The sequence below is a fragment of the Paenibacillus sp. FSL R10-2736 genome (assembly GCF_038000245.1).
GTDB lineage: Bacteria > Bacillota > Bacilli > Paenibacillales > Paenibacillaceae > Paenibacillus_AQ > Paenibacillus_AQ phytohabitans.
Genome location: NZ_JBBOBN010000001.1, coordinates 2,110,170 through 2,123,222, shown reverse-complemented (window position 1 = coordinate 2,123,222; position 13,053 = coordinate 2,110,170). Strand labels below are relative to the sequence as shown.

Annotated in this window: 8 protein-coding genes; 3 read left to right on the top strand and 5 right to left on the bottom strand. The window is 53.3% G+C overall.

Annotated elements, in window-relative coordinates; genetic code table 11:
• Nucleotides 1–4: 4 nt before the first annotated feature.
• From NSQ73_RS08750 to atoD, 3 genes are read right to left on the bottom strand one after another with little or no spacing between them, the layout of a single operon-like run.
• Entirely contained in the window at nucleotides 5–1,195 is a 1,191-nt protein-coding gene (locus NSQ73_RS08750; protein ID WP_445669486.1) for an acetyl-CoA C-acetyltransferase, read from the bottom strand.
• A complete protein-coding gene (locus NSQ73_RS08745) occupies nucleotides 1,192–1,863 on the bottom strand; it encodes a 3-oxoacid CoA-transferase subunit B (RefSeq protein WP_340986168.1) in 672 nt (223 codons plus the stop codon). The genes NSQ73_RS08750 and NSQ73_RS08745 overlap by 4 nt, the downstream gene beginning before the upstream one ends.
• 1 nt (nucleotide 1,864) lies before the next feature.
• Entirely contained in the window at nucleotides 1,865–2,524 is a 660-nt protein-coding gene (gene atoD / locus NSQ73_RS08740) for an acetate CoA-transferase subunit alpha (RefSeq protein ID WP_340986167.1), read from the bottom strand.
• A 158-nt stretch (nucleotides 2,525–2,682) separates the two neighbouring features.
• Between atoD and NSQ73_RS08735 the strand changes: the two genes are divergently transcribed.
• Nucleotides 2,683–3,564 carry a LysR family transcriptional regulator gene (locus NSQ73_RS08735; RefSeq protein WP_340989238.1) on the top strand — a complete coding sequence of 294 codons (882 nt, stop codon included), beginning with the start codon at nucleotides 2,683–2,685 and terminating at the stop codon, nucleotides 3,562–3,564.
• A 548-nt stretch (nucleotides 3,565–4,112) separates the two neighbouring features.
• Here the strand turns inward: NSQ73_RS08735 and NSQ73_RS08730 are convergent.
• Nucleotides 4,113–6,773 (bottom strand): glycoside hydrolase family 78 protein, encoded by a 2,661-nt coding sequence (locus tag NSQ73_RS08730; RefSeq protein ID WP_340986166.1) that lies wholly within the window; start codon nucleotides 6,771–6,773, stop codon nucleotides 4,113–4,115.
• A gap of 150 nt (nucleotides 6,774–6,923) precedes the next feature.
• Here NSQ73_RS08730 and NSQ73_RS08725 point away from each other — a divergent pair, with 150 nt between their 5' ends.
• Both NSQ73_RS08725 and NSQ73_RS08720 read left to right on the top strand, forming a co-directional pair.
• Nucleotides 6,924–7,847 carry an AraC family transcriptional regulator gene (locus tag NSQ73_RS08725; protein ID WP_340986165.1) on the top strand — a complete coding sequence of 308 codons (924 nt, stop codon included), beginning with the start codon at nucleotides 6,924–6,926 and terminating at the stop codon, nucleotides 7,845–7,847.
• Nucleotides 7,848–7,952: 105 nt separating this feature from the next.
• Nucleotides 7,953–9,692, top strand: a complete 1,740-nt coding sequence (locus NSQ73_RS08720; RefSeq protein WP_340986164.1) for an ABC-F family ATP-binding cassette domain-containing protein — start codon at nucleotides 7,953–7,955, stop codon at nucleotides 9,690–9,692.
• A gap of 114 nt (nucleotides 9,693–9,806) precedes the next feature.
• Here NSQ73_RS08720 and NSQ73_RS08715 read toward each other — a convergent pair whose 3' ends face one another.
• Nucleotides 9,807–12,992: an alpha-mannosidase gene (locus tag NSQ73_RS08715; protein WP_340989237.1), complete on the bottom strand. Its 3,186-nt coding sequence runs from the start codon at nucleotides 12,990–12,992 to the stop codon at nucleotides 9,807–9,809.
• Nucleotides 12,993–13,053 lie beyond the last annotated feature (61 nt).

Here is a 13,053-nt window from a genome sequence, read left to right as displayed (position 1 = left end):
CGCTCTATATCCGCTCGATAATCGTCGTGACGCCATGCCCGCCGCCGATGCACAGCGTGGCAAGTCCGGTGCGTGCGCCGCGCTGCTTCAGTGCATGTACCAGTGTTACGAGAATTCTAGCGCCGCTCGCACCGATGGGATGGCCCAGGGCGATGGCCCCGCCGTTCACATTGACCTTCTCCTCCGGGAAGTCCAGGACCTGGCCTACTGCCAGCATCTGGGCGGCAAACGCCTCGTTAGCCTCGATAAGATCGATGTCGCTGATCGTCAGGCCGCCCCGCTGCAGCGCCTTCTTCGTTGCCGGTACCGGCCCCATCCCCATGATGGAAGGATCCACACCGCCGGACGCGTAAGATAGAATGCGCGCAAGCGGCTTCAGCCCCAGCGCCGCAGCTCTCTCCGCCGACATGATGACCAGCGCCGCAGCGCCGTCGTTAATGCCCGAGGCATTCCCGGCGGTTACACTGCCGTCCTGCTTAAAGGCCGGACGCAGGCCTGCAAGCTTCTCGGCCGTTGTTCCTTTCCGCGGAAACTCATCGGTATCGAAGATGATGGCATCGCCTTTTCGCTGCGGAATGACTACAGGTACGATTTCTTCCTTGAAATGGCCTGCTTCAATGGCGCGCACGGCCTTCTCCTGGCTGGACGCCGCCAGGGCATCTTGCGTTTCGCGGCTGATCCCGAATTGTTCGGAGACATTCTCAGCCGTAATCCCCATGTGGTATTGGTTGAACGCGCAGGTCAAGCCGTCACTTACCATCGTATCGATCAGTGTGCCGTTACCCATGCGGTAGCCGTAACGGGCCTGATCCAGCACATAAGGCGCCTTCGACATATTTTCCATCCCGCCGGCTACAATAATCTCACTGTCTCCCGCCATAATACTCTGTGCAGCCAGGTGAACCGCCTTCATGCCCGAACCGCAGACCTTATTGATGGTCAGGCTGGAGGCCTCCACTGGAATGCCCGCTTTCATTGCCGCCTGACGCGCCGGATTCTGGCCCAGCCCGCCCTGAAGCACATTGCCCATAATGACTTCATCGACCTGCTCCGGAGCAACACCTGCCCGCTGCAGCGCCTCCTTGATGACCAGCGCCCCCAGATCTACAGCGGCAATTCCGGCCAGACTTCCGCCAAAGGTGCCGAGTGCCGTCCGTACCGCACTGACAATGACAATTTCTTGGGCTGTAATCATAACAACACCTCATCCGAAGGGATATTCCGCATGGGAGACAGATCCGCAGAAACCGTAAACGCTGCATCTGTTTTATTTGTAACCGTTTCCAATTCAACGCCTGGAGCCAGCTCTTCCAGCACCAGCCCCTGCGGGGTGAAACGGAATACCGCCAGCTCCGTGATAATCAACGATACAGCGCCGCGCGCGGTTAGGGGCAAGGTGCAGTCGCTTACGATTTTGGAAGCACCGTTCTTGGAGGTATGCTCCATAGCGACAATAACTTTTTTTGCACCCGTGACCAGATCCATGGCGCCGCCCATGCCGGGCACCATTTTGCCGGGAACCATCCAGTTGGCCAGATTGCCGTGCGCGTCTACCTCCAGCCCGCCAAGAATGGTAACATCCACATGTCCGCCGCGGATGAGCGCAAAGGAAGTGGCACTGTCGAAGAAGGAACCCCCGGGCAGAATGTTAGCCGGCTTGCCTCCTGCATTGACCAGATCGGGAATGATCGTATCCTGCACCGGTCCAAGTCCGATATAGCCGTTCTCGGATTGCAGAATAATGTTGATGCCTGCCGGCAGATAATTCGGGATCAGCGTCGGCAGCCCGATGCCCAGATTGACTACGTCCCCGTCATGCAGTTCAACTGCCGCCCGGCGTGCAATCAGCTCTTTCGTATCCATGTTATTCACTCTCCTTATAGCAGATGATTTTATCGACCAGGACACCCGGCGTAACCACAATATTCGGGTCAAGCTCCCCGGTCTCCACAATTTCATCCACTTGAACAATTACAAGATCGGCGGCCAGCGCCATCAGCGGATTGAAATTGCGCGCCGAATTGCGGTACACCAGATTGCCCGACTTATCCGCTTTGTGTGCTTTCAGCAGGGCAACATCAGCCCGCAGCGGCAGCTCCACCAGAAATTCCCTGCCCTCAATGGTCAGCGTCTGCTTGTTGTCGGCGACCATCGTCCCCGTTCCTGTCGGCGTCAGAATGCCGCCGAGCCCTGCACCGCCAGCCCGCACCCGCTCGGCAAGCGTACCCTGTGGCACCAGCTCCACCGCCAGCTCCCCGGCGAGCATCTGTCTGCCCGTCTCCGGGTTGGTGCCGATATGCGAAGCGATCACCTTCTTCAGCCGCCTGCCCAAGACCAGCGGGCCTACTCCTGTATCGACCAGAGCCGTGTCGCTGGAGATCAGCGTAATGTCTTTGATATCCCGGTCCATCAGAATGCCTACCAGTGCATCAGGTGCTCCGGTTCCCATGAAACCGCCAACCATAATGGTCATACCGTCATGCACAAGTTCGCCTATTTCTTCAAGCGTCGTTACTTTCGCCACACCGAACCCCTCCTGTTTTTTTGCTGCAGCCCATTGACAAATGTGATGCGGATGTCTTTATGTATACAGTGTACAACGCGCTTTTTTAGGGGTAAAATTCAGACATCGCATGCAAACCATGAAAATATATCATAGATTGGAGGCGCTTACTTTTGGATGTGCGGAACCTGAAATACGTGCTGGAAGTGGCCAATTTGCACAACATCACCAAGGCGGCGGAGAAGCTTCACCTGACCCAGCCCACCCTCAGCAAGATGGTTAAGAGCCTGGAGGACGAGCTTGGCGTCATCCTGTTTGACCGTTCGGGCAAATATGTCAGGCTGACCGATGCCGGCATGGCGGCGATGGAGCAGATCAGGCTGATTATTGCCGCAGTGGACAATCTGCATATGACGCTGGACGACATCAGCAACCTTAAGACCGGTACGATCAAGATTGGCCTTCCTCCGGTGATCAGCTCCGTTTTTGTCCCCAAAGTCGTGACTCCATTCCAAAAAAAATATCCCAACATCTCCTTCGAGCTCATTGAACAGGGCTCGAAAAATGTTGAGAATATGGTGCTGGAGGGCAGTATTGATCTGGGCGCCGTCCTGCTTCCCGTCCGGGAGGGCAGCTTCGGAATCAAGCCTTTTGTCCGTGAGAATCTGGCAATTGTTGTCCATAAGTCACATCCGCTGGCGGCACGCGAAGAGGCTGCCTTAACCGATCTCCGGGAAGAGCCGCTGATCCTGTTCGCCAAGGGGTTTGCCATGCGGCAGCATATTATCGAAGCTTGCATCAGCGCAGGGTTTGAAGCCAATATCGCTTATGAAAGCGCTCAATGGGATCTGCTGGTCGAGCTGGTGTCGGCCAATCTGGGCATCGCTTTTCTGCCTGAGCCGCTCTGTGAGAAGGTATCCAACCAGAATGTGCGCATTCTGCCGCTGCGGAATCCGTCCATTCCGTGGAACGTTGTGCTGATCTGGAACAAGGAGCGTTACATCAGTAAATGCATGCGGGAGTTCATCCGTTTCCTGGAGGATCATTCCCTGGTTGTATAGCGCAATGTGCCTATATAGCTTGATAGCTTGAACTGGTAATCCTTCGGATTAGTCCCGGGCTCCCCGTTTGGACAGCTGGCTGGGCCAGGATTCGCGCCGTCTAAGCTATAACTGTATTTTGTACAACTAAAGCGGGCGATTATTGCGCTGCGAGGGTTTTAATTGCACTTTCTACACTTAAAAATCCACATATTTCGTAAAAGGGGACTCACCGCTTTTTTAGTTGTACAGAATACAGTTAACCCGGAAAATCCGGAATCTCGCCGTCTTTTAACTGCAGAAAATACAATTAAATGCTATGCACTTCACGCTAGTTACTCTCCAATGGATTTGCAAACGCAGAGTTCTATGGAGTAGGTTATTCCCGAAGTTCAATCTATATAGCTGCATAAGAACAAATTCGTCCTAAGGGCGAATCAAACCACATACCAGAAGTTGAATTATCCAACCAAATTCCAATGAAATTTATCCACAACAGACGAATTTCATAATTTCCTAATCAACAAAAAGCAGAGCCCCGTCATTCCACAGGAACTCTGCTATACCGCTTACTTTCGTAAGGCATATCCGAATCTGTATTCACCGGAGCCGAGCGTAATCTTCACCGACTGCTCCAGCTGCTCGGCAGAATGAATACCGCGGACCGCCTGAAGCTCCTGCCCGTTCTCCAGCACACCCGCCAGCACAGCGTCCGGGAGCAGCACAGTAGCCGAGGTATTTGGCGGAACTACGGTCACCAGCTCTATTTTGCCGGAATCAATCGTCCACTCGGAGCGGATCTCCCCATACATAGATTCCAGCCCGGCGGCAGCCGAAGTCAGTCCGCCTCCCGGATGCGGCTGAATCAGAAACTGCTTATAGCCCGGATACTCTTCCACCTGCTCTATGCCGGCAACACAGCGGTACAGAAAATCGCCAATCGCCCCATACGCATAATGATTGAACGAATTCATATCCTTGCTCCAGAAGCTGCCGTCCTCCTTAATCCCGTCCCAATGCTCCCAGATGGTCGTCGCCCCCCGGGTAACCTGATACAGCCAGGAAGGGTAATCGGTCTGCAGCAGCAGCTTGTAGGCAGCATCATAATGCCCCGCTCCAGCCAACACCAGATTCAGATAAGGCGTGCCGACGAAGCCTGTGGTGAGATGATATTTGCTCTCTTCCAGCAGCTCTATAAGCTTGGCAACCGTGCGTTCTTCCGCCTTACCCTCCACCAGACCGAACATCAGCGCCAGCACACAGGCTGTCTGTGTAGCTACACTTATCCGTCCGGCAGGCGTGATGAATTCCCGGTTAAAAGCTTGTTTGATCCGCGCATGCAGCTGTGAATAGTACTGCTCATCTTCTGTTCTGCCCAGCACTGCCGCAGTCTTACCCATAAGCTCTACAGAATAGGCATAGAAGGCAGTCGCGATATAGTCCCTGTCCGTAGCGCCGATGTAGCTGTCCGGCTTGGCATCCAGGCCCAGCCAGTCTCCGAAATGAAAGCCGGTATTCCACAGGAATTCATCCGTCCCCTGCCGGCGGATATACTCCACCCAGCCCTGCATGCTGCTGTACTGCTGCTCCAGAATCCGCTTGTCGCCATAACACTGATAAATCGTCCACGGACAGATAACAGCCGCATCGCCCCAGGCCGCGGAAGAATGGGAATTCTCATCCAGCACATGGGGAATTACGAACGGGACACCGCCGTTATCCAGCTGATCGGCCGCCAGATCCTTGAGCCATTTGCTGAAAAAGGGGGCCACATTCATCAGATACGCCGACGTACGGATGAACATCTGCGCATCCCCGGTCCAGCCGAGCCGTTCATCGCGCTGCGGGCAGTCTGTCGGCACATCGACGAAATTGCCTTTTTGCCCCCAGAGAATGTTATGCTGCAGCTGATTCAGCAGCGGATTTGAACAGGTAAAGCTGCCGGTCGGCTCCATATCCGAATGCAGGACAACACCTGCGAAATCCTGCAGATTGAGGTCCTCCGGGAAGCCGGTCAGCTGCACATACCGGAAGCCCTGGAAGGTGAAACGCGGCTGGAAGCTCTCCCGGCCTCCGCCTTTGGCAATATAAGTAACTGTCTGTTTGGCTGCCCGCAGGTTGTCTGTGTACACATTACCTTCCTGATCCAGCACCTCGAAATGCCGCAGCTGAAATTCATGTCCTGCCTGCCCTTCCACCGTGAAGCGCATCCAGCCGACCATATTCTGGCCCATATCCAGCACGGTCTCCCCGGCCGGAGTGCGCATGATTGCTATAGGTATCAGTTCCTCTACAGCCTTCACTGGAACATTCTCCTGGGCCAGCAGAATATCCTTGGTGTACGGAAGGATCTCCGCAGGCGTCCATGACTGGTCATCGTACTCCGCCCTGCTGAAACCGGTCTGCTCCAGACGGGCATCATAGGTTTCGCCGTGATAGATCTCCGACATCAACAGCGGTCCGGGCGATACCATCCACTCATGATCCGTCCGGATGATCTGCTCCACCCCGTCCGCATAGATGAGATGAATCTGCATCAGCAGGGCCGTGCGGTCGCCGAACACATGCTTTTTGTTATCCCAGGCCAGGTTTCCTTTGTACCAGCCGTTCCCCAGCCAGGCGCCAACCGCATTGTCCCCCACTGCCAGCTGCCTTGTGATGTCATAGGTCTGGAACTGCAGGCGGGTGCTGTAGCTGGTCCAGCCGGGGGTCAAATAATCCTCGCCGACTCTTGTACCGTTCAGCTCCACTTCATAGAGACCGAGACTGGTCACATACATTCTGGCCCGGGTGACCTGCCGGTCTACATGGAAGCTCCGCCGCAGCAGCGGAGCCTGCTCTGCCTGGACATCCAGGCAAGCCAGCGGCGCTGTAATCCACTCTGCCTCCCAATCCTCCGGCGAGAGCAGGCCCGTCTCCCACCAGGCGGTATCCGACCACTCTGTAGGCCGGTTCTGCTGATCCCATACTCTGATCCGGTAATAATAGCGCTGCTTAGGCTGCAGCTGCAGCTCCTTCAGCTCAATATGCAGGGATTGTCCGGACTCCACTCTGCCCGAATCCCATACCGTGCTTCCGAAGTCCTGATCCATTGCTGCCTGAAGCTGATACGCCTGCTGCATGACATCCCGCTCATCCGCATCCAGCTGCCAGCTGATTCTTGGATAACGGACATCCAGCCCCAGCGGATTGTCTTTGTACTCCACACGTAATTTATGAACAGCTATCATTTCATTACACCCCGTCTTTTCTGGGATTGCCCCTATAAATATGAAACGCTTTCTATTACAATTATAGAATTCCGCAGCCTTTAAATGACCTGCAATATGGACATTTCACCGGGGTAAAAAGGACATTCTGTTGTTTAGAGGAGTGAACTGATGCATTCGGCCAATCATACGCTAAAAGGAGAGTATTTCTTCCAGAACAATCTCCAGTTATATGTGAACCGCGCTACCGAGAACTATGATCTTCCGCTTCACTCCCATGATTTCATAGAGCTGACCTTCGTTGCCGAAGGCAAAGGCTTCCATTATATCGGGCAGCAGGCTCAGCAGACCGGCAAGGGCCAGCTGTACTATATTCCCGTAGGAGTCTCCCATGTCTTCCGTCCGTCTTCACCCAGCCCGCTCCGTGAGCCGCTCGTGGTGTACAATTGTTTGTTTAAGCCGGAGCTGCTGGACAACCTTGCCGCTCTGATCCCTGACCCGCCGATTGCCTCCTACCTGGAGCAGATCCGCAATCATCAGCTGCCCGCATTCTCCGTGACGGATCTGAACGGCTCCATCGAGAGCCTATTTCTGGCGCTTCACCGGGAGGTTCATCTTCCGCAGACCGGCGCGGGCAGCTATTTGCTGACCTTGTTCATTCAACTGCTGATAAGTATCTACCGGCTCAGGCATGACGAGGTCCAGTTTCCGCTGAACAAGCAGACGCAATTCCTGCAGATTCTGAATTATGTCAACCAGGAGTACGCGCAGGAAATCACCCTGAAGCGTCTGTCACGCAGCTTTGACTGGAGTGAAAGGCATCTTCAGCGGCTGTTCAAGGCGAATACCGGGCAGACCTTCCATCATTACCTGCAGAATGTCCGGATTCAGAAAAGCTGCCTGCTGCTGGTTCAGCAGCCCAAGGCGCCCGTTCAGCTCATTGCGGAGCAGGTCGGCTACCATGACCCGAAGACCTTCAATCTGGTGTTCAAGCGGATTATCGGCACCACTCCGGGGAGCTACCGGCAGGCGTCCGGGAGGAAGCATCTGAAGGGGCCGGAGCCGGGAGAAACAACTTTAACGCAGAATGATTGATGTTATTTGTAAATAGTGTTAGGCTATCAACGGTAAACTCAACATCTGTGCTCTTCAATACATCCTAAAATAGTCACAAATTTAGTTAGAAAGAAAGGTAACACTATGATAAAAGCAGAACACTTATCCTTCTCATTCCCGCAAAAAGAACTATATAAAGATATTTCCTTTACGCTTGAAGAGGCACAGCATTGTGCTTTCATTGGAACAAGCGGCAGCGGGAAAAGTACACTGACCGATATTCTGATGGACCCGGAAAGATATCTGTTTGAGGGCAGGTTAGAGATAGATCCCGCTTGCAGCATCGGGTATGTAAGCCAGTTCTCCCAACCGGAGAAAACTAAAGAAACAACCGTTTTTGAATATATCGGCGAAGAATTTATTAAGGTACAAAATGAAATAAATTCTATTTTGGCTGAAATGGAAACCTCCTCGGATATGGATTCGCTGCTGGAAAGGTATCAGTTAGCGTTGGACGCCTTCGATGCTATGGACGGGAATGATTACGAAAGCAATATTAATAAGAAGCTAAATCTGGCAAACCTCATGAAGCTAAAGGATGTCAGGGTATCTGACCTGAGCGGCGGGGAATTCAAGCTCATTCAAGTAATGAAGGAAATGCTCAGCCGTCCGGACTTCATGATTATGGACGAGCCCGATGTATTTTTAGATTTTGACAACCTAAATTCGCTTAAGAATCTTATTAATGCCCACAAAGGCATACTGCTGGTGGTTACGCACAACCGCTATCTGCTCAATCATTGCTTCAACAAAATCCTGCACCTTGAAAACAAGGAGATCCAGGAGTTTGACGGGCGGTATATTGATTACAACTTCTCCTTGCTGCAAACCAAAATTGAGCTGCAGGAGCTCGCCATCGCTGAAGAGGAAGAAATTGCGAGAAACGAGAGCATCGTCAATAACCTTAGAGCAATCGCAACTTATAATTCAGAGGCCTCCAGAGGGAGAGCGCTAAAAGCCAGAGTTAAATTTCAGGAAAGACTGGAAGCGCGCAGAATTAAAGCTCCATTCGTAGAGATTAAGCAGCCGGATATCCGTTTCGGGTTCGATCATGAGCTGGAAGACACGACTGTTATAACTGTTAATAACTATAGCGTTTCCTTTGATGAGCTGCTGTTAGAAAATGTTAACTTTGAGATCAAACCTACGGATAAAGTAGCCCTTATCGGTGCAAACGGTACCGGGAAAACGACATTACTCCGGGAGATATATAGGAATAATCATGATGCAATTGAAGTAAATCCGGATGCTAAAGTGACTTATTTATCTCAGCTTCAAGGTGAAATGCTGAAGGATTCTAATACTATACTGGAGGAATTCATCGATGCCGGGTTCGCAACGTATGATGAGATTAGATCGCATCTTTCAAGCTACGGCTTTGAGGGAGAAATCCTTAATCAGAAGATAGAATCTTTATCCGGCGGCGAAAAAAATATGCTTCAATTGGCTAAAGTTTCGGCCAGTAAAGCGAACGTGCTGCTGCTTGATGAACCGACAAGCCATTTGGACACCTATACACAAATCGCACTGGAGAACGCAATCCAGAACTATAAGGGTTCGATTCTAATGATATCTCATGATTTCTATTCCGTGGTAAACGGGATGGATTATGTTCTGATCATTGACGGCAAGACGATTAGAAAAATGACGATCAAGAAATTCAAAAAGATGATCTATGCAAGGCATTTCGATAAGGACTATCTGGAACTGGAACAAAATAAAAAAGCAGTGGAAACGAAAATCGAGCTGGCTTTGAAAGCTGCTAATTTTGAACTTGCACAAGGTTTGATGGATGAGCTGGAAGAGCTGATTAAGCAGCTGTAAATCAACATGTCTGTACTTTAGGCAATAGCCTCAAGAATAAAGCAAATGATCCCCAAAGTCCGGGGATCATTTGCTTTTGCTTTATACACTAACCGCATTCTGCCTAGTGTTCGCTCAGGCAAAGACAATATGCAGCGTATGAATCTCATATGGTTTGAAATCAAGGCGGATAGCCGGTCCGTCCACCGCTGCCACCTCCAGCGGACGCTCCATCAGATCGCGCAGCTGCCAGGAGACGGCGGAGTAATCGCTGCCAATATTCGCCGTGCTGCGTGTTCCCGTATACTCATGCAGTCTGACGATACATCCGCTGCCATCCTCGGCCAGCTTGACGGCATCGACGGCAATGTTCGGGGCATCACAGGTAATCAGCGACTTGCCGTTACCGGCGGCATAACCCCCTTCGGCAGCGAGGAGCGGATTATTCAGCGCCCACGCTTCCTGCACGGTGCCTGCCGCAGCCCAATCCCCTTTATGCGGAAGCAAGGCATACGTGAAGCGGTGCTCGCCCTGGTCAGCCAGCCGGTCCGGGCTGGTTGCCGATTTGATCAGCGACAGCCTCATCGTGTGATCCTTGATGTCGTATCCGTATTTGCAGTCGTTCAGCAGGCTGACGCCATAGCCCCGCTCCGACAGGTCAGCCCACTGGTGGCCGACACTCTCGAACCGGGCATAATCCCAGCTTGTATTCCAATGGGTCGGCCGCTTCACGTTGCCGAACTGGATATCATAGGTAGCTTCTGTAGCCCGGACGGCAACAGGGAATGCCGCCTTCATCAGCTGATGCTGTTCATGCCAGTCCACCAGGGTCTCGAAGTCAATCCTTGCACTTCCGGCATATACCTTAACCTTCTGGGTGATCGAGGAATCCATGTACTTCCAGGTGAACTTCAACACTGCCTGCAGCGGGCCGCATTCGGTCAGCTCTACAGAGCGCAGATCGCTTACTACCCGCATTTTCTCCTGGTAATACAGATCGATATCCCAGGCGTCGAACATCTTCGGCTTATCCTCAAAGACCTGTAGCAGATTGCCGCATTCGCCCGCTGCCAGCACCTCGTGCGCTTCCTTGCGGTCATAGATCCGGCTCAGCTGTCCGGCTGCATTCCACTCCAGAATATAATAAGGTGTTGTTAGTGTTGAATCCTGCCAGGTAAAAGGAACGGACGGTTCCGGATTCTCTCCGGAAGCGGCGGGTTGTGCAGCGCGGATCACTACACTCCCCATCGCCGGAACAGCTTCTACCCCGACCAGCCACTGACTGCCGGAGCGCTGGGCGGCCAGCGGGTTGCCGGCGGCATCCGTCCAGACGGCAATCTCTGCGCTGTGAGGAACGGCTGCCAGACGGGGACCTCCAAAGAGGGAGCTGTTGAACAGCGTGTACTCCTTGTGTGACGCGGTATCCGCCGGGTCTTCCTCACCCGCTGATGCAGCATCAGGGCTCTTCAGTTTGACAAGTCCATCCGCCGCAGCATCAAGGGCAGCCCGGCCCAGCTGCTCTGCTTCGGCATATTCCAGCCGTGAATCCTGATAGACCTCATGAATGGAGGAGCCGGGGATAATATCATGGAACTGGTTACGCAGAATAATCTGCCAGCCTGCCAGGAGCGATTCTGCAGGATATTGTGCATATCCGCCTGTCTCCGCAGCAAGGAGCATCTGCAGCCATTCCGCCTCGCGGTACAGAAGCTCCAGCTTGCGGTTCATTCTTTTGTTATAAGCCTGGCTGGTGTAAGTCCCGCGGTGAAACTCCAGATACAGCTCCCCGTCCCAGGTATGCACATATTGATCGGTGCCTTCTATCGTTTCATGCAGCCGCTCGAAATAGTCATCCGCACGGCCCGGCTTCACTTGCGGCAGCCCCGGCATGGTATCCAGCCTCCGGCGCATCTCCAGCATCTCGCGGTTCACACCGCCGCCGCCGTCGCCATACCCGTAGGAGAGCAGCAGCTCACGGTTCAGGTTCTTGTCGCGGTACTGGTCCCAGATCCCCTGCACAGAGAAAGGCTCAATAAGGCCGTTATACGTATAGTACCAGGCACTGGAATCAGGAGCCTCGGGTGTGGTGATGAAGTGGGTCAGTACCTCGCTGCCATCAATGCCCCTCCACTGGAACGTATCATGCGGCATGCGGTTATATTGGCTCCAGCTGATCTTGGTCGTCATGAAGGTGTCAATGCCCGACTTGCGCAGAATCTGCGGCAGCGCCCAGCTGTAGCCGAACACATCCGGCAGCCATAGGTACTTGCAGTCTACGCCAAATTCCTCGCGGAAAAATTTTGTCCCGTACAGAATCTGGCGCACCAGCGACTCGCCGCTGGTCAGATTGCAGTCCGCTTCCAGCCACATTGCACCTCCGGCTTCCCAGCGGCCTTCCTCCACCCGCTGCTTAATTTCGCTATAAATCTCCGGATAATCCTGCTTGATGTAGGCATAGAGCTGCGGCTGGGTCTGCAGGAAGATGTACTCCGGGAACTGCTTCATCAGCCGAAGCACTGTGGAGAAGGAGCGGGCCGCTTTCTCCCGGGTATGGGTAAGCCGCCATAACCAGGCCACATCAATATGGGTATGGCCGATCGCGGTTACCGTAACCGGATGCTGCTGCTCCAGCAGGGCCAGGGCCTCGAGCAGGCTCTCCTCAGCCTCCTGGACTGAAGCATAGAAATCTGCGCTGCCGAGCCTTGACCAGTCCAGCTTGTTAAACGAGCGGTTCAATGCCATCAGCAATTCATGCTTCTCGATCTGGCTGTCGGCAAGCTGCTTGAAAGTATCCAGTGCCGCCCGGCCTGTATAATAGAGGTTGTCGGTTGATTCATCCAGATAAGCCAGCTCAGCCTGCTTGATCCGGTGTTCCTGAGCAATCAGCTGGCCGTCTCCGTTCAGGCCTGACCATAAGCGGAAGGTGAAGTCCAGCTCCCTGCCAGCGGCATCCTCAAGAAACACCTCCTGGTGATTGGAATCCACGCCCTGATACGGCTTGCCGTCCAGAAACAGCAGGGATTCGAAGCCGCTGTTGTTCCCTCCGCCTGTCCGGCCGAAATCGAATATACCTACAATACGTTTCCCCTGCCAAGCAGCTGGCACTGTGATCTTTCTGTGGAGCCACAAATATACATCACTGCCGGTCCAGTAATCCCCTATACGAAGCTTCTTGTCTCCTTCCGGGGCGGATGGATAGACACCATTGTCACCCTCCTGATCCTCTGTAACCAGCCATTCATCAAGCGTAATAACCTCACGGTACCGGTAACCCTCCAGCTCCTTCAACCGCAGTGCAAGCTTCTCTTCAGTCCAGAACATTCCCATTCCGATTTTCCTCCCTTTTGTATAACACGTGTTATCAAATGGGCAGAAAGACGGT

Bases quoted from the DNA above. Each gene is read 5' to 3' on its own strand.
- NSQ73_RS08750 (WP_445669486.1), bottom strand. From the start codon at position 1,195: ATGATTACAGCCCAAGAAATTGTCATTGTCAGTGCGGTACGGACGGCA.
- NSQ73_RS08745 (WP_340986168.1), bottom strand. From the start codon at position 1,863: ATGGATACGAAAGAGCTGATTGCACGCCGGGCGGCAGTTGAACTGCAT.
- NSQ73_RS08730 (WP_340986166.1), bottom strand. From the start codon at position 6,773: ATGATAGCTGTTCATAAATTACGTGTGGAGTACAAAGACAATCCGCTG.
- NSQ73_RS08725 (WP_340986165.1), top strand. From the start codon at position 6,924: ATGCATTCGGCCAATCATACGCTAAAAGGAGAGTATTTCTTCCAGAAC.
- NSQ73_RS08720 (WP_340986164.1), top strand. From the start codon at position 7,953: ATGATAAAAGCAGAACACTTATCCTTCTCATTCCCGCAAAAAGAACTA.
- NSQ73_RS08715 (WP_340989237.1), bottom strand. From the start codon at position 12,992: ATGTTCTGGACTGAAGAGAAGCTTGCACTGCGGTTGAAGGAGCTGGAG.